This is a genomic window from Nocardiopsis deserti (assembly GCF_008638355.1).
GTDB classification, from domain to species: Bacteria; Actinomycetota; Actinomycetes; order Streptosporangiales; family Streptosporangiaceae; genus Nocardiopsis; species Nocardiopsis alborubida.
In genome coordinates this window covers 308,092-323,781 of record NZ_ML703350.1, presented here as the reverse complement: position 1 = coordinate 323,781, position 15,690 = coordinate 308,092, and the positions used below count along the sequence as shown (strand labels likewise).

The window sequence follows — 15,690 nt, the reverse complement described above, 5'->3', positions numbered from 1 at the left end:
AAGAACAGTGACATTCAAGGCACGGGGCCTGTACGCCTCGTCGAGCAAGGAGCCGCGCAGGTTCCGTGTGGGCCCGTGGCTGCTCCTGGGCGCGGTGCTGGTGCTGGGCGTGGTGGTGGCGACCGCCGTCTCGGTCCTGGGCAACGTCGGCGTGGACCGCGGCAGCCGCAGCGACGCCTACGACGCGCCCCAGGCCGTGGAGATCGAGAACGGCACCGGCGGCGACGTCGTCCTCACCGGCGGCTCCGAGCGGGTGCAGGTGGACCGCACCCTGCGCGGAACGCCCCTCACCGAGCCGGAGGAGGACATCGAGGAGGACGACGGCACCCTCCAGGTGGAGGCCGAGTGCCTGGGCATGCCGTTCTTCGACGGCTGCCGGATCGACTACGAGGTCGCGGTCCCGGTGGGGACCGCGGTGACCGTGGAGACGGTCAGCGGCCGGATCAGCGTGGAGAACGTCGACGGCGAGCTGGAACTGGGCAGCCTCAGCGGCGAGGTGCGGGTGGACGGCAACAGCGGCGACGTCACCGCCGAGTCCGTCGGCGGCACGATCGACGTGACCGGGGTGGAGGGTTCCCTGGTCGCGGAGACCGCCAGCGGTCGGATCACCGCCGAGGGGACGGGTGAGAACCTCCAGGCCGCGAGCACGTCCGGTGACGTGGACGTGTCCGGGTTCAGCGCGCGCACGGTCGTGGCCGAGTCCACCAGCGGCGGCGTCCAGGTGGGCGGGGGCTTCACCGAGGCGCAGGTCTCCACCGTCTCGGGGGGCATCGGGGTCGTCACCGAGGACGCCTTCGACCTGCTGAGCGTGGAGAGCGTCAGCGGCGGTATCGACGTGCGGGTGCCCGAGGGCGTCTACGAGGTCACCGGGGAGTCCGCGTCCGGGGACCGGGACGTGGACGTGGACACCACCTCGGAGGCGGACGCCCGTATCCAGGCCGACACCGTCAGCGGCGCCCTGAGCGTCACGTCGGGTTAGGCCGGCCCGCTCCGGCGCGCTCGAAGCGCAGTGCCGCCCAGTCCGAGTCGATCGGCACCTGGGCGGTACCGCGCCATCCCGAGTCCAGGAGCGGGTCCCAGCCCCGGTCCGCGGCCAGGTCGGTGATGATGGTGCCGCCGCGCCGGGGATAGCACACCCACAGGCGGGTGCTCGGTCCCACCACGTCCAGGACGCGGGGCGCCTCGCGGCCCACGGTGCCCCGGTCCAGGGCGAACAGGTGCACGTCGTCGTAGTCGGCGCCCTCGACGGGGCCCAGGTCGATGTGGATGTCGGGGGGCGGCTCCAGCAGCCGCAGATAGCGCTCGGGGGCGTTGAGGACGAGCAGCCGGTCGCCGGGGCGTACCCCGAGCCTCTGGGCGAGAGTGCCTGGGTTGTCCGACATATCCCCCTCCGTTCGTGGCCTGCGGGCGCCCTCGCCCGTCTCCTGGCCACCGTACGGTCCGGAGCCGGGGAAACCGAGTACCTTCCCCGCCCGCACCCCGACATGGCCGTGTTTTTTAGGATGCTCCCATGACAGATGAAAACGGCGTACTGCGCTGGGGCGTGCTCGGGACCGGCGGCATCGCGCACTCCTTCGCCGAGGCGCTCGGGTCCACCCCCACGGCCCGGCTCACCGCGGTCGGCTCGCGCACCCCGGAGCGGGCCGAGGAGTTCGGCCGGGCCTGGGACGTCCCCGAACGCCACGGCAGCTACGAGGACCTGGCCCAGAGCCCGAACGTGGACGCCGTCTACGTGGCCACCCCCCACCCCTGGCACCACCCCAACACCCTGACCTGCCTCAGGGCGGGCAAACACGTCCTGGTCGAGAAGCCCATGGCGATGAACGCCCTCCAGGTCTCGCAGATGGTCGAGGCGGCCCGAGAGGGCGGCCTCTTCCTGATGGAGGCGATGTGGACGCGTTACCTGCCCGCCTCCCGCCTGGTCCGCGAACTGGTGGAGGACGGCGCGATCGGCGAGGTGCGCTGGCTCTCGGCCGAGTTCGGCTTCAACGCCCCCTACGACCCCGACCACCGCCTCTTCAACGCCGACCTGGGCGGCGGCGCCCTGCTCGACCTGGGCGTGTACCCGCTGGCCTTCGCCTCCCAGCACCTGGGCGAGCTGACCGTGGTGGGCGCCACCCGCCACCTGTCGCCCGACCGGATGGTGGACACCGCCACCACCGTGCTCGTGCGCGGCGAGAACGGGGGCACCGGCTCGCTGTCGTGCGCCTCGCAGACCACGCTGCCCAACCGGGGGGTGCTGGCCGGGACGAAGGGACGGCTGGAGATCCCGAGCTTCTGGATGGCCACCGACGTGGTGCTGCACCGCGACGGCCACGAGCCGGAGGCGTTCTCCCGCCCCTTCCGCGCCAACGGCTACGAGTACGAGGCCGAGGAGGTCGCGCGGTGCGTGGCCGCCGGTGAGCGGGAGAGCCCCGACATGCCCTGGGCCGAGAGCCTGCGCCTGGCCCGGCTCATGGACCAGGTCCGCGACGTGGGCGGTCTGGTCTACAGCCCGTCCACGGTCAAGGCCGTGCCCCTGGCATGAACCCGGCCGCTCCCTCCCTCTCCCTCTTGGGAGCGGTCCCATACGCGGTTTCCCCGGCGCCCGTGGAAAGGTCCCCACCTTCCTGCGGGCGCCGCCGCGCGTGCAGGAGGCGTCCGGCGGTGGCCCGCGCCAGGGCGGGCACGCTCATGCGGACCACCATCAGCAGGGCGTCGCGGGGACCGACCTCGTGGGCGAAGTAGTCGTCGAGCGCGAGGTGGCCGCTGCGGGGTCGGGTGCCGTAGATCCGGCCGTCGAACACGCGGTAGGCGTCGTGGACGAGCAGCGTGTCGGGGTCCAGGTTCGGCCCGTCGCCCAGCCACTCGGCGGCCTCGCCCGCGACGCGCCGGACCCGAACGGGGAGGGGCCGGAGCTCGTTGGGGAAGACGCGCGCGTCGCCCAGGCTCTGGCGCCATGCGGCGTAGACGGCCGGGTGACGGGTGCGCAGGACGACGTAGGTGGTCCGCAGCGGGTGGGCGAGGACCTCGCGGGTCAGGAAGTGGGTCATCAGGGCCGCGGACAGGCCCGAGCGGCGGTGGGCGGGGACCACGCCCGCCGCGTCCAGGTACACGGCGCGCCGGGAGGCGAAGCGACGGCGGTGGTAGCCGCCCCAGCCGACGGGGGAGCCGTCGGGGCCCAGGATCAGCGCCAGGGAGGAGACCTGGTCGAAGAACCCGGCGTCGATCCGGGCACGCCAGTAGGGCGAGTGGTCGGCGCCGAAGGCCCGCGCGGCCAGGTCGCGCAGGACGCGGTGCAGGTGTTCCCGGCAGGGCGGTGACAGGGCCGCGGGGGAGTCCCAGCGGGCGAGGCGGTAGCCGGGGCACAGGTCCCGGACGGTGGGCGGCGCGCTCAGGTCGCGCAGTTCGGGGCCGTGGTCGTGGACGGTCACCTGCACCACTACTTTCACTACTCTCCGGAAGTAAACGACTCCCTAAAGTAGTGGTTTTGGCGCGCGTTCGGGCGAACTCCGCCCGGCTGAGGACTCGAAGGGCTAGGCTTCCAGGCGTCGAGACAGCCGTTGAACAGCGAGGATGGCATGCCCTCCGCACCAGTGCCCGACTGGTTGATTCCTCCGATCGAAGGCTTTCAGACCGAGGATCTGGACAGGCTGACGGCTCTTCCCCCGCACAGCGAGATGATCGACGGCAGTATCGTCCTCCCCGCGCCGCGAGAGGGGTACCACAACGTCGTACTGGACCTGCTCACCATCGGTCTACGACACACGGTTCCGGCTCACTACGGTGTGCGCCGTGAGATGACAGTGACGCTCGGCCCGCGCCAGCGCCCTGAGCCGGACGTCATGGTCGTGAACGCCGAGGCCGTGGACGATCGGCAGAGCACCTTCCCCGCGGACGCGGTGGTGCTGGTGGTCGAGGTGGTGTCGCAGGCGTCCATGGAGCGGGACCGGAAGCGCAAGCCCTTCCTGTACGCGGAAGCGGGTATTCCTCACTTCTGGCGGATCGAGAAGAACGACAACGCACCCGTGGTGTACGTGTACGAACTGGACCCGGCCAAGGCCTGTTATGTGCCCACCGGCATCCGCCACGACCGGCTCAAGGTCGGGTTCCCCTACCCCGTGGACATCGACCTGACCGAGGTCCACCGGCTCTGAACGCGCGATCTCAGCCCGAGGCAGCCGCGCGGCCGAACCTCTCCGAGAGGCGGGACATGTGCTCGCGCAGTTCGGCGGGCTCCTCCACCTCCATCTCCACGTCGAGCATGCCCAGGTAGCAGGCCATGTGGAGCAGCGAGTCCCCGGAGCACACCAGCACGCACGAGTACTCGTCCACCGGCTCGATCCGCCCGAAGCCCGCCGCCGTGCGCTCGGCCTCCCGCGCCGGGACGAACAGCCTGATCCGCGCCTGCACGGGCCACATGTGCACGTCGATGCGCTCCCGGAGGTAGGCGGCGACCCCCTGCCCGGGCGGGTCGCGCGGGGGCACCCGCGGCCCGGTCGGCGTGAGCGGGCGCATCCGGTCCACCCGGAAGGTGCGCCAGTCGTCGCGTTCGGTGTCCCAGGCCACCAGGTACCAGCGCCGCCCGCGCGAGACCAGCCGGTGGGGCTCCACCGCCCGGCGCGAGGCGCTGCCGTCGTGGCGCTCGTAGTCGAAGCGCAGCCGCTCGCTGTCCCGGCAGGTGGCGGCCACCAGCGCCAGAACGTCGGCGTCGACCGTGGGCCCGTCGGAGGGCATCGGAACGGTGAAGGCGCCCAGGGCGTCCACTCGGCGCCGCAGCCGCGAGGGCAGCACCTGCAACAGCTTGGCCAGGGCGCGCACCGAGGTCTCCTCGATCCCCGACACCCCGCCCTGGGCGGCGGTGCGCAGCCCCACCGCGACCGCCACGGCCTCGTCGTCGTCCAGCAGCAGCGGCGGCAGGGCGGCGCCCGCGCCGAGCTGGTAGCCGCCCCCGGTGCCCATGGTGGCCTGGATGGGGTAGCCCAGTTCGCGGAGGCGGTCCACGTCGCGGCGGACGGTGCGCGGACTCACCTCAAGGCGGTCGGCGAGTTCGCCGCCCGGCCAGTCCTTGCGGGTCTGGAGCAGGGACAGCAGACGCAGCAGGCGCGCGGAGGTCGCTCTCATGAGCGCAGTGTGGCAGGAGTGGAGGACGGTTTCGGTCCTCCACTCCTGCCACCGGCCGGTCGGGCGGGATACTCGGGGCGGGGGAGTGGCACCTCAGCGGGTCACGGCGACCGCCTCCACCTCGACCAGCTGGTCGTCGTAGCCGAGCACGGACACCCCGAGCAGGGTGCCGGGCGCGTCGTGCTCGCCCATGTGCGAGCGCACCACCTTCCAGGCCGCCACCAGGTCCTCCTGGCGACTGGAGGCGACGTAGACCGTGGTCTTGACGACGTCGGCCAGGTCGGCGCCCGCGTCGTTCAGGGCGGTGCGCAGGTTGCGCATGACCTGCTCGGCCTGGCCCGCGTAGTCGCCGACCGCGACGGTGCGGCCGCCCTCGTCGAGCGGGCAGGCGCCCGCGGTCCACACCACGCGCGCGGGCGCCTGGACCGTGGCGGCGTAGGCGTACTCCACGGCGTCGGTCAGAGTCTGGCTGCGGATCAGTCGGACGGCGCTCATCGGGCTCCCGGGGCCTTGTCGGACGAATTCGCTCAGACTAACGACAGGGCCGCCGGGAGCGCCCGGTATTTTCAGGTGGAGAGGTCGGGGATCAGGACGCTCAGGCAGGTCACGCACGCCTCCAGCTTCTCGAACTCGGAGATGTCCACCGGCAGCACCCGCCACCGGTCGGCGCTCAGCTGGTGGATCGTCTCGTGCGCCGCGGCGCTGACCAGCACGTCGCGCCCGCCCAGGGGCAGCACGTGCGCGCCCCGCTCCTCGGTGGCCCGGCGTACCGGAGGCAGCGCGTCGGCCTCCACCAGCTCGGGCAGGCCCACGAGCGTACCGTCGGGCAGCGCGGTCACCGCCGACTTCAGGTGCAGCGCCGCGCCCAGGCCCACGCGCACGACCTCCCGGCCCAGCGGCTTGAGCAGCTGTTCGAGCTGGGCGGCGCCCTCGGCGTCGGTGCGCCCGCCCACTCCCACGTAGACGGTCGAGCCCACCTGGAGCACGTCACCGCCGTCCAGGGTCCCGGGCGCCTCGATCCGCGCCACCCGCAGGCCGAGCGTGCGCGCCACCGCCTCGACCCCCTCCACCTCGCCGCGGCGCTCCTGCGCGCCGGGACGGGTCAGGACCGCCAGGTCCTCGCACACCACCACGGTGTCCTCCACGAACACCGCGTCGGGGTGCTCGGGCGCCGGTTCGACCTCGCACACCCGCCACCCGGCCGAGGCGACGGCCTCCTGGTAGATCGTGTACTGGCGCGCGGCCAGGACCGGGTCCACCTCCGCGCGGGGGACGTGGGTGACGATGCCCCGTGCCAGGTCGGGGCCGGGGCGGCGCATCAGGGCGACCCCGTAGTAGGTGTATCCGTCCACGTACACGTCCTCCAGGGGTGCGGCACCGGGATCTGGGAAGAGCACAACCTATCGCGCACCCGTACCCGTTTCCCGGACGCGGCACGCGGGTCGTTCGGCTTGTTCGCCGGAGCGGGCGGGGGCAGGGTGGTGGTCATGGACGTGATCATTGTCGGCGGCGGGATCGTGGGGACGAGCGCGGCGTTCCACCTGGCCAGGAAGGGTGTGTCCACCGCGCTGGTGGACGCCTCGCACCCCGGGCAGGCCACGGCCGCCGGGCTGGGGGTGGTCTTCCCCTGGCCGCTGCCGTGGGACGAGCCGCCGGTGTGGGGCTTCAAGGCCCGCGCGGCCGAGCACTACTCGCGGCTGATGGCCGAGCTGGCCGAGGACGGTCAGGCCACCGGCTACGAGGTGGTCGGGGGCCTGTCCGTGGACCGCGAGGGCGACGACGCCGGGTTCGACTTGCTGCGCACCCTGTCCGAGCGCCCGGAGTTCGCGACGATGGGCGCGGTGGAGCGCCTGGCCCCGGGCGAGCCGCGCGAGCGGTTCCCGCTGCTGCCCGAGCCCTACGGCGGGGTGTTCGTGGAGGGCATGGCCCGGCTGAACGGGGCGGCGGCGCGGGTCGCCCTGTTCAACGCGGCCGAGGAGCGGGGGCTGCGCTACTTCAAGGGGGAGTCGCGCCTGCTGTGGGACGGCCGCCGGGTGAGCGGTGTGCGGGTGGGCGGCGAGGCCCTGGAGGCGCCCGTGGTCGTGGTGGCCGCGGGCGCGTGGTCGGCCGGGCTGCTCGCCACCGCCGGTGTGGATCTGCCCGTGCACCCGGTGCGCGGGCAGGTGACCCACTTCGCGCTGCCGGGGCGCGACACCCGCGCCTGGCCGGTGGTGCGGTTCGGCGAGCGCGGGTACTTCGTGTCGGCCTTCGGCCCCGACCGGGTGGTCACCGGCGGCACGTGGGAACCGGAGGCCGGGTTCGACCGGCGGGTGACGGCGTCGGGCCTGCTGCACAACCTCTCCACCGCGGTCGAGGTGCTGCCCGAACTGGCGGACGCCACGGTGGTGGAGACGCGGGTGGGGCTGCGGCCGTGCACGCACGACGGACGGCAGCTGCTGGGCCCCGTGGAGCGGCTGCCCGGTGTGGTGGTGGCGACCGGTCTGGGCGGCGAGGGGCTGACCTTCGGCCCCTTCCAGGGCCTGGTCGCGGCCAGGCTGGCCATGGGGGAGGATCCCGGAGTGGACCTGTCCCCCTTCCTGCCCGACCGTCCCGTGACCCCCGCCTGACCTCCTCGCGGCATCGGCCCGGACCGGCCGACCGCCCCGAGCGCGGGGAAGGCCCCGGAACGAGGAGAAGGGCCCCGTCCGCTCCCCGGCGGGACTCGGCGGGGAGTTGAGTAGCGGTACTCAGGCGCGTGTCCGGGGGAGCCGACAGCATGGACGCATGAACACCTACACCCCCAGCCCCGGTCCACCCCGCAGTTCTTCCTCCAGTCCGCCCTGTCCTTCGGCGCGGCGTCGGTCGGAGTCGGTGCGGGGATCATCTACCTCCCCGTCGACCTGTGGATCCGGGCCTTCCTCGGCCTGGGCCTGCTCTACGTCATCACGTCCACGTTCACCCTGGCCAAGTGCGTGCGCGACCGGCAGGAGGACGCGCTGGCCGTCGAGGCGGCCCAGAACTACCAGCAGATCCCCATCTGGAACGGCGAGCAGCCCGTCCCGCGTTCCTGACCGGGACGGGTTCGCGCGGCGCGCGGGGGACGGAGCGCGCCGCGCCCTCGGGCCGCGCCGGTGTCAGGCGTTGGGCGGAAGAGCGGTTCCGGCGCCCCGCTGGCGCGGCCTGAGCAGGTCGTGGCGCTCCCTGGGCAGGGTGGGCTCACCCGCGCCCTGCACGGTGAAACCGGCGTCCTCGATCATCTCCAGGTCGGCCCGGCCCGCCTGCCCCTCGCTGGTGAGGTAGTCGCCCAGGAACACCGAGTTGGCGATGTGCAGCGCCAGCGGCTGGAGGGAGCGCAGGTGGATCTCGCGGCCGCCCGCCAGGCGCACCTCCACGTCGGGGAAGACGAACCGGGCGGCGGCCAGGATGCGCAGGCACCGCTGCGGGGTCAGCTCCCAGGTGCCCTCCAGCGGGGTGCCCTCGAAGGGCATGAGGAAGTTGACCGGTACCGAGTCCGGTTCCAGCTCGCGCAGCGCGAACAGGGCGTCCACCAGGTCGTCGTCGCTCTCCCGCATCCCCGCGATCAGCCCCGAGCAGGGGGAGAGGCCCGCGTGCTTGGCCCTGGTCACGGTGTCCACCCGGTCGGCGAACTCGTGGGTGGTGCAGACGTCGGCGTAGCGCTTCTCCGAGGTGTTGAGGTTGTGGTTGTAGGCGTCGGCCCCGGCCTGGCGCAGCCGGTCGGCCTGCCCCTCTGAGAGCAGTCCCAGGCAGGCGCACACCTCCACGCCGGGGTGCTCGGTCTTGATGCCCTCGATGGCGGGGGCCAGGCGCTCCACGTCGCGGTCGGTGGGGCCGCGCCCGCTGGCCACCAGGCAGACCCGGGTGGCGCCCGCCTCCACCCCGTGGGCGACGGCCTCGCGGGTCTGGTCGGGCTTGAGCCAGGTGTACCTGACGATCTCGGCGTCGGAGCCCAGGCGCTGGGAGCAGTAGGAGCAGTCCTCCGGGCACAGGCCGCTCTTGATGTTCACGAGGTAGTTGAGCTTGACGCGGCGCTCGAAGTAGCGCTGTCGGACGCGGAAGGCCGCGGCGACCAGGTCCATCAGGTCGTCGTCGGAGCTGCTCAGAACCCCGAGGAGTTCGGCGCGGGTGGGCGTCTCGCGGCGAAGGGCCTTCTCGGCCAGGGGAAGGAATGTGGTCACGGGGACGATCCTGGAGCCCCGGACGCGGGCGGCACAGCCGCCGAACCAGCCAAAAACACGGCGGAAGTCTTGTGCGGGGCGGTTGTTTGTCCCCGGCCTCCCCGACGGCGGAGCCTGCGCGAAAACCTGTTGGCGGACCACGGCGACCACTGCTACTTTTCCGGAGGCCGTGCCAGAGAACGAGGAGGTGGTACCCGTGAACGTATCGACATGGGTGCTCCCCTCCAGGGTCACGGTCGGGCGATAGGCCGTCCGGGAGCGCCGTTCACGAGCACTCCCGAAAGGCACGACCGTGCGTTTCACTTCCGAACAGCGCCTCGACGACGGCGTCCTCGAACGCGCATTCACCCTCGGCGAGATCCCCGGCATCCTGTGGACGCCCGGATCCGCGTCCGCACCGGCCCCGCTGATCCTGCTCGGCCACCCCGGCGGACTGCGCAGGATGTACCCCCGACTGGCGGCCCGGGCCCGGCACTCCGCGGCGGAGGGATTCGCCGCGGCCACCATCGAGCTTCCCGGGGGCGGTGACCGGCCCGGTTCCGCCGCTACCGAGGAGGCCCGCGCCGACCTGCTCCGGGCACTGGCGGCCGGCGAGCCGGTCAACGACGAGACCGTCGACCGGCTCGTCCTCCCGCTGGTCGAAAAGGCGGTTCCGGAATGGCGGGCCGCCCTGGACGCCCTCCTCTCGCTGCCCGAGATCGGCGGCCCGGTCGGGTACTCGGGGGGAGTGGTCTCCATCGGCGTCCGGCTGGCGGTGGTCGAGCCGCGTATCTCGGCCGCCCTTCTGTTCGCCGGGAGCTTCGTGCCCCGCACCATGTTCGAGGAGGCCCGACAGGTCACCATTCCGCTGCAGGTCCTGTTGCAGTGGGACGACGAGGGAAACGACCGACAGCTGGCCCTGGACCTGTTCGACGCCTTCGGCTCCGGGGAGAAGACCCTGCACGCCAACATGGGCGGGCACACCGGTGTCCCGCACTTCGAGGGGGACGCCGGGAACCGGTTCTTCGCCCGGCACCTGAAGTGAGGCCGGACCGTCAGGTCGGCAGCGGGCGATAGGCGCTGTCGGCCAGGACGCCGCTCGTCGAGGACGGGCCCCGGCCCTCCTCGACGGCGGTGGCCAGCAGACACACAAACGCCCCGATCGCGGTGGTACCGGTCATCGGCGGTACCGGGCGGTCGGGGTGACGGCGTCCTTCGCGGGGCGAGGGCGGGCAGCCAGATGTGTTCCTTGCGCAGCGGCGCGTCCGCGGCGGCCCGGTGCGCGGGGAACTACCGGCCGCGCGGGCTGGCGCCCCGCAGGAACTGCTCGACCGCGGTCTCGACCAGCCCGTCGAGCCTCTCCGCGTCGATCATGTTGCCGTTGACCATCGTCGCGATGCCCTGCACGGTCGCGTACAGGATGATCCCGATGCGTTCGGGGTCACCGTGTTCGAGCGCGCCGTGTTCCTGCCCCTCCTCGATCAGCTCGCTCACCTGCCCGAAGGCCGCCTCGGCCGCCTCGGCGATCCGTGTGGCTCCCGGCCGGTGTTTGCCGGAGTTCATCAGTTCGAGCAGTGCGGCGTTCTCGGTGGCGAAACGGGCGAAGGCCAGCACGGCTTTGTGCACCCGCACGTCGAACGCGTCTCCCGCCTCCGCCAGCGCGGTGCGCAGCGCGCTGCCCAACTGGACGAAGCCCGCCTCGGCCAGTGCGTCGAGGAGCGCCTGACGGTCGGCGAAATGCCGCCGCGGCGCGGCGTGGCTCACGCCGATCTCCCTGGCCAGGTCCCGGAGGGAGAGCTGGTCCGCTCCGCGCTCGCGCAGCTGGCGCTCGGCCGTGTCGAGGATCGCGCTGCGGAGGTTGCCGTGGTGGTAGGGGCGCTGCCCGGCGGGTTCGGTCACGTCCGCCATCCTAACACGCGATGTTTGCATTGACATCATTGTTTGCAGTGGCTACATTCGGGGTCATGCCAGCGTTCTCCCTTGCAGACGTCCCTTCCATGGCCGGTCGCACCGCCGTCGTCACCGGTGCGAACAGCGGCATCGGACGCGTGACCGCTCGCGTCCTCGCCGCACGGGGTGCGCGGGTCCTGCTCGCCGTCCGCGACCCCGACAAGGGCCGCGCCGCCGCCGCGACGATGACCGGGGACGTCGAGGTACGCAGGCTCGACCTCGCCGACCTGTCCTCGGTCCAGGAGTTCGCGCGGCAGCTCACCGAGCCCGTTGACCTGCTCGTCAACAACGCCGGTCTGTCGCTCCCGCCGATGTCCCGCACCGCCGACGGTTTCGAGTTGCAGTTCGGGACCAACCACCTCGGCCACTTCACACTCACGAACCTGCTTCTGCCGCGGATTCGGGAGAGGGTCGTCACGGTGGCCTCGCTCGCGCACCTGATCGGCTCGATCGACTTCGCCGACCTCAACTGGGAGCGCAAGCCCTATCGGGAGTACTCCGCCTACGGGCAGTCAAAACTCGCCAACCTCCTGTTCGCCTCCGAACTCCAACGGCGCCTGGACGAGGCCGGTTCCACGGTGATCTCGACAGCCGCGCATCCCGGGATCTCGGCCACGAACCTGATGAGGCCCGAGGGGCAGAACCTGTGGTTGCGGGCGAGCCAGGCGCTGATCGGCCTGGTCACGCAGAGCGCGGAACACGGCGCCCTGCCGACGCTCTACGCCGCCACGGCGGACGTTCCCGGCGACAGCTACGCCGGTCCCCGTCGCCTCATGGGGCTCCGAGGCGCACCGAAGCTGGTCCGGCGCGCGGCGAAGGCGCGTGACGCCGACGCCGCACGCCGACTGTGGGAGTCCTCCGAGGAACTCACCGGAGTGGCCTTTCCGCTGAGGACACCCCGCGCAGCGCCATGAACCCGACCGTTCACGAACTCCGCCGCCGTTGACACCGACGCGGCCCAGAAAGGGACGTCCCTTGACGCAGACACACCACACGCGGCCCCGCGACGCCGAACTCAGGCGTCTGCTGGACCGAGCCGAGATCATCGGGGTCCAGACCCGCTACGCCACCGGAACCGACTCCCGTGACTGGGAGATGTTCCGCTCCTGCTTCACCGACGAGGTCGAGGTCGACTTCGGTGAGGGCTTCGGCCAACCGGCCACGCGCCTGGCGGCCGACGCGTGGGTCGCGGGTACCGCGCCGTGGATGGAGTCCTTCAAGGCCACGCAGCACATGTTGACTTCCTCTTCCTCGTGAACGAGGGAGATTCCGACCGGGCCTTGCAGCCCGATCGGCGCTGCGCGCCTCGCGGCCGCAGCTGGTTCCTGCTTCATCGACATGGCATCCCAGAGGTCTCGACAGGCTGGCACGGTTCACCCCGAAGGGTTAGTCCATCCGCGCGTGAGAATGTTTTGGGCCGCGTTCACGTCCGCATGAGCTGTGTGCCCGCACCTGCCGCAACGGAAGACCGATGGGCTCTCTCGGTTCTCCTCCGCGACGTATCCGCACGAGTGACAGGTCTGGGACGTGTACGCGGGATCAACCTCCACGATCCGGCTCCCGGTCCGCCGGGCCGCGTTCTTGGCACACAGCGTATGGGCGACCTGCGCGGCGAAATCGGCGCGACGAGCCCGCACCCGCCCGGTCAATGCCCACCGCGCTGTCGGGGCGCTCATGCGCCTCGGGTTGCGGCCCAGGCGTTCGATGCTCATCCGTGTGCCGTCGGGGAAGCGGAAGGAGGGCTTCCACCGGTCCTTGGCGCGCCACCGCACCTTGAACGTGCCGTGGTCCTGACAGGCTCGGTCCAGGTCGCGCAGGCGGTTGGCGCATCGCCAAGGTCAAGCTGACGGCCCTGTGGATGACTGGGAACTTCGGCGTCTTCCGGGGCGCCCTCTCCGGAGAGGGCGCCCCGCCGGGCCCCGGGGTGTGCGGCGGGCAGGGCTCACCTCCTCGGGGCGGACTCCCAGCGCGCGAGGCTCTCGCGGAACCCGTCGGCGGCGGTGAACACGTGGCCGCCCATGCCCAGCGCCTCCGCGGCCCGGACGTTCTCCCCGCGGTCGTCGACGAAGAGGATCCGCCCGGGATCCACGCCCAGGGCCTCCTGGCACCACCTGTAGGCGTCCGGTTCGGGCTTGGCGCGGCGGATGCGGCAGGAGAAGGCGCGCACGTGGAAGTTGCCGAGCCAGGGGTGGTGCGCCTCGTAGTGGGCGGCCAGTTCCTCGGGGATGTTGGACAGCAGCCCGAGGCGCCGACCGGAGGCCGCGAGCTCCTCGACCAGGGCGACCATGGTCTCGTCCACGGCGCTCCAGCTGGCGACGTCGGCCTCGACGAGCGCGGCGGTCCGCTCCCCGTCGAAGCGCGCGCCCAGGTCGTCGCCCACGCCGCGCCAGTACTCGGCGGCGCTCACGTCGGCGCGGTCGTAGGGCTGGCGCCGCGCCCAGTACGCCTTCCAGAAGGCCGGGGCGGGCGCGCCCGCGACCCGGACCAGCCGGTCCTTGCCCTCCTCGGACTGGTGGCGGGCCAGGACGCCGAACAGGTCGAAGAGCACGGTCAACAGAACACACCTTCCTCGCGGCACCGTCGGGAACCCGTCCAGATCGTACGCGGTCGGCCACCGCGTGACCGATACACGTTGTGGGCCAAACGATGGACATCTTTTGGCCCGTGGGCGTTTTGTCCGTGACCCTCGGCTCCCCGGCGTGTCCACTCTTGGAACGACCAGTGTGCGACGGGGGAAGGACGAGGGACGTGAGCGGAGCCAGACAGGCCGGGGACGAGTCGGTTCCGGAGGGGGAGGCCAACATCGTCCACGTGACGATGATCGCCGCGGCAGCGGCGATGGGAGGCTTCCTGTTCGGCTACGACAGCTCCGTCATCAACGGGGCGGTACCGGCCATCCAGGAACGGTTCGGTGTGGGACCGGCCACGCTCGGCTTCACGGTCGCCTCCGCGCTCCTGGGCTGCGTGGTGGGCGCCGCGGTCGCGGGCGCCCTGGCCGACCGCATCGGCCGTATCCGCACCATGCAGATCGCCGGTGTGATGTTCGCGATCAGCGCCATCGGCTCGGCGCTGCCGTTCGGCGTGTGGGACCTGACCGCCTGGCGGATCCTGGGCGGTGTCGCCATCGGCCTGGCCTCGGTGATCGCACCGACCTACATCGCCGAGGTCTCGCCCGCCGCCTACCGGGGCCGTTTGGCGTCGTTGCAGCAGTTGGCCATCGTGCTGGGCATCGCCGCCTCGCAGCTGGTCAACTACGGCATCGCCCAGATCGCCGACGGCACCGCGAGCGGCATGCTGGGACCGGTCCAGGCCTGGCAGTGGATGCTGGGCATCGAGGTCCTGCCCGCCCTGGTCTACCTGGGGCTGAGCCTGCTCATCCCCGAGTCGCCCCGCTACCTGGTGCGTGTGGGGCAGACGGACCGCGCCCGCCGCATCCTGGCCGACGTGGAGGGCGGCGGGACCGCGCGGGTGGACAAGCGCATCGGGGAGATCCGTGAGGCGCTGGGCTCGGAGGTCCGGACCAGGCTGAGCGACCTGACCGGCCGCTACGGTCTGCTGCCCATCGTGTGGATCGGTATGGCCGTCTCGGCGTTCCAGCAGCTGGTCGGGATCAACGTCATCTTCTACTACTCCAGTTCGCTGTGGCAGTCGGTGGGCGTGGACGAGTCTTCCTCGCTGCTGCTGAGCCTGTTCACCTCCATCGTGAACATCGTGGGTACGTTCGTGGCGATCCTGCTGGTGGACCGGGTGGGCCGCAAGCCGCTGCTGCTGGTGGGCTCGGCCGGGATGACGGTGGCGCTGGCGCTGGCCGCCTACGCCTTCAGCCACGCGGTGGTGCAGGGCGAGGAGGTGACGCTGTCGTTCGGCTGGGGCGCGGTGGCACTGGGCGCGGCCAGCCTGTTCGTGCTCTTCTTCGCGCTGTCGTGGGGCGTGGTCGTGTGGGTGCTGCTGGGGGAGATGTTCCCGCTGCGCATCCGCGCCGCGGCGATGGGTGTGGCCACCGCGACCCAGTGGCTCACCAACTGGCTCATCACCGTGAGCTTCCCGAGCCTGCGTGACTGGAGTCTGAGCGGCACGTACCTGATGTACGCGTTCTTCGCGCTGGTGTCGTTCTTCTTCGTGTTGAGGTTCGTGAAGGAGACCCGTGGCAAGACCCTGGAGGAGATGCGGGGCTGAGGGCTCAGCGCTCCAGGTCGATCTTGCGCTGGAGGAACTCCTCGCGGTCGATCTGGCCGCGCGCGTATCTGAGCCGCAGCTCCTCCTCCGCCGCGTCCACGGCCTGTGGCGCGGGCGCGGCGGGGGCCCGGCTCCGTCCCGGGCGGGCGAGGTCGGAACGGGCCGCGCCCGCCACGGACGCCACCGTGACGACGAAGAAGACGCCCAGCGCCACCATGATCACGAGGACGACCGCTGCCATGACGTAGGTCATCGTCTGCTCCCCCACTCCTGGAAGAACCGCTCTTCCCCTTTCTTGTGTACCCGT

Annotated in this window: 20 protein-coding genes; 9 read left to right on the top strand and 11 right to left on the bottom strand. The window is 71.8% G+C overall.

Annotation, left to right across the window (positions count from 1 at the left end; all coding sequences use genetic code 11):
- Window positions 1-7: 7 nt before the first annotated feature.
- Window positions 8-979 (top strand): DUF4097 family beta strand repeat-containing protein, encoded by a 972-nt coding sequence (locus FYW99_RS08775; protein WP_150251515.1) that lies wholly within the window; start codon window positions 8-10, stop codon window positions 977-979.
- Here FYW99_RS08775 and FYW99_RS08770 read toward each other — a convergent pair.
- Entirely contained in the window at window positions 966-1,382 is a 417-nt protein-coding gene (locus FYW99_RS08770; protein WP_150251514.1) for a hypothetical protein, read from the bottom strand. The two genes, FYW99_RS08775 and FYW99_RS08770, sit on opposite strands and share 14 nt — an antisense overlap.
- 128 nt (window positions 1,383-1,510) lie before the next feature.
- Here FYW99_RS08770 and FYW99_RS08765 point away from each other — a divergent pair, with 128 nt between their 5' ends.
- Window positions 1,511-2,527, top strand: coding sequence for a Gfo/Idh/MocA family protein (locus FYW99_RS08765; RefSeq protein WP_150251513.1), 1,017 nt, complete (start codon window positions 1,511-1,513; stop codon window positions 2,525-2,527).
- On the opposite strand, the gene FYW99_RS08760 is transcribed toward FYW99_RS08765, so the two are convergent.
- A complete protein-coding gene (locus FYW99_RS08760) occupies window positions 2,505-3,422 on the bottom strand; it encodes a GNAT family N-acetyltransferase (RefSeq protein ID WP_150251694.1) in 918 nt (305 codons plus the stop codon). The two genes, FYW99_RS08765 and FYW99_RS08760, sit on opposite strands and share 23 nt — an antisense overlap.
- 138 nt (window positions 3,423-3,560) lie before the next feature.
- On the opposite strand from FYW99_RS08760, the gene FYW99_RS08755 reads away from it, so the two are divergent.
- Window positions 3,561-4,136 carry a Uma2 family endonuclease gene (locus FYW99_RS08755; RefSeq protein ID WP_150251512.1) on the top strand — a complete coding sequence of 192 codons (576 nt, stop codon included), beginning with the start codon at window positions 3,561-3,563 and terminating at the stop codon, window positions 4,134-4,136.
- 10 nt (window positions 4,137-4,146) lie between these two features.
- On the opposite strand, the gene FYW99_RS08750 is transcribed toward FYW99_RS08755, so the two are convergent.
- The 3 genes from FYW99_RS08750 to ddaH form a co-directional block, all read right to left on the bottom strand.
- The gene (locus tag FYW99_RS08750; RefSeq protein ID WP_150251511.1) at window positions 4,147-5,103 is read right to left on the bottom strand and encodes a helix-turn-helix transcriptional regulator; all 957 of its coding nucleotides are present in this window, start codon (window positions 5,101-5,103) and stop codon (window positions 4,147-4,149) included.
- A 93-nt stretch (window positions 5,104-5,196) separates the two neighbouring features.
- Window positions 5,197-5,598: a RidA family protein gene (locus FYW99_RS08745; protein WP_150251510.1), complete on the bottom strand. Its 402-nt coding sequence runs from the start codon at window positions 5,596-5,598 to the stop codon at window positions 5,197-5,199.
- Between the two features lie 71 nt (window positions 5,599-5,669).
- Window positions 5,670-6,455, bottom strand: a complete 786-nt coding sequence (gene ddaH / locus FYW99_RS08740) for a dimethylargininase (RefSeq protein ID WP_150251509.1) — start codon at window positions 6,453-6,455, stop codon at window positions 5,670-5,672.
- A gap of 135 nt (window positions 6,456-6,590) precedes the next feature.
- On the opposite strand from ddaH, the gene FYW99_RS08735 reads away from it, so the two are divergent.
- Both FYW99_RS08735 and FYW99_RS08730 read left to right on the top strand, forming a co-directional pair.
- On the top strand, window positions 6,591-7,709 hold the full coding sequence (locus FYW99_RS08735; protein ID WP_150251508.1) for an NAD(P)/FAD-dependent oxidoreductase: 1,119 nt from the start codon (window positions 6,591-6,593) through the stop codon (window positions 7,707-7,709).
- A 213-nt stretch (window positions 7,710-7,922) separates the two neighbouring features.
- Entirely contained in the window at window positions 7,923-8,153 is a 231-nt protein-coding gene (locus FYW99_RS08730) for a YiaA/YiaB family inner membrane protein (RefSeq protein WP_150251507.1), read from the top strand.
- Between the two features lie 63 nt (window positions 8,154-8,216).
- Here the strand turns inward: FYW99_RS08730 and bioB are convergent, their stop codons facing one another.
- Complete coding sequence (gene bioB / locus FYW99_RS08725; protein WP_150251506.1) at window positions 8,217-9,278, bottom strand: biotin synthase BioB; 1,062 nt, start codon at window positions 9,276-9,278, stop codon at window positions 8,217-8,219.
- Window positions 9,279-9,570: 292 nt separating this feature from the next.
- Here bioB and FYW99_RS08715 point away from each other — a divergent pair, with 292 nt between their 5' ends.
- The gene (locus tag FYW99_RS08715; RefSeq protein WP_150251504.1) at window positions 9,571-10,302 is read left to right on the top strand and encodes an alpha/beta hydrolase family protein; all 732 of its coding nucleotides are present in this window, start codon (window positions 9,571-9,573) and stop codon (window positions 10,300-10,302) included.
- 10 nt (window positions 10,303-10,312) lie between these two features.
- Here FYW99_RS08715 and FYW99_RS32805 read toward each other — a convergent pair whose 3' ends face one another.
- Complete coding sequence (locus FYW99_RS32805) at window positions 10,313-10,438, bottom strand: hypothetical protein (RefSeq protein WP_263364053.1); 126 nt, start codon at window positions 10,436-10,438, stop codon at window positions 10,313-10,315.
- A gap of 109 nt (window positions 10,439-10,547) precedes the next feature.
- Entirely contained in the window at window positions 10,548-11,165 is a 618-nt protein-coding gene (locus tag FYW99_RS08710) for a TetR/AcrR family transcriptional regulator (RefSeq protein WP_150251503.1), read from the bottom strand.
- A 56-nt stretch (window positions 11,166-11,221) separates the two neighbouring features.
- On the opposite strand from FYW99_RS08710, the gene FYW99_RS08705 reads away from it, so the two are divergent.
- A complete protein-coding gene (locus tag FYW99_RS08705) occupies window positions 11,222-12,121 on the top strand; it encodes an oxidoreductase (RefSeq protein ID WP_150251502.1) in 900 nt (299 codons plus the stop codon).
- Between the two features lie 61 nt (window positions 12,122-12,182).
- Entirely contained in the window at window positions 12,183-12,464 is a 282-nt protein-coding gene (locus tag FYW99_RS08700) for a nuclear transport factor 2 family protein (RefSeq protein WP_223838867.1), read from the top strand.
- Between the two features lie 116 nt (window positions 12,465-12,580).
- Here FYW99_RS08700 and FYW99_RS08695 read toward each other — a convergent pair whose 3' ends face one another.
- Window positions 12,581-12,883, bottom strand: a complete 303-nt coding sequence (locus FYW99_RS08695) for a zinc ribbon domain-containing protein (RefSeq protein ID WP_223838902.1) — start codon at window positions 12,881-12,883, stop codon at window positions 12,581-12,583.
- A 266-nt stretch (window positions 12,884-13,149) separates the two neighbouring features.
- Complete coding sequence (locus FYW99_RS08685) at window positions 13,150-13,761, bottom strand: HAD family hydrolase (RefSeq protein WP_150251501.1); 612 nt, start codon at window positions 13,759-13,761, stop codon at window positions 13,150-13,152.
- Window positions 13,762-13,955: 194 nt separating this feature from the next.
- Here FYW99_RS08685 and FYW99_RS08680 point away from each other — a divergent pair, with 194 nt between their 5' ends.
- Window positions 13,956-15,383, top strand: a complete 1,428-nt coding sequence (locus FYW99_RS08680; protein WP_150251500.1) for a sugar porter family MFS transporter — start codon at window positions 13,956-13,958, stop codon at window positions 15,381-15,383.
- A 4-nt stretch (window positions 15,384-15,387) separates the two neighbouring features.
- Here FYW99_RS08680 and FYW99_RS08675 read toward each other — a convergent pair whose 3' ends face one another.
- Window positions 15,388-15,636, bottom strand: a complete 249-nt coding sequence (locus FYW99_RS08675; RefSeq protein WP_150251499.1) for an SHOCT domain-containing protein — start codon at window positions 15,634-15,636, stop codon at window positions 15,388-15,390.
- Window positions 15,637-15,690: the final 54 nt, after the last annotated feature.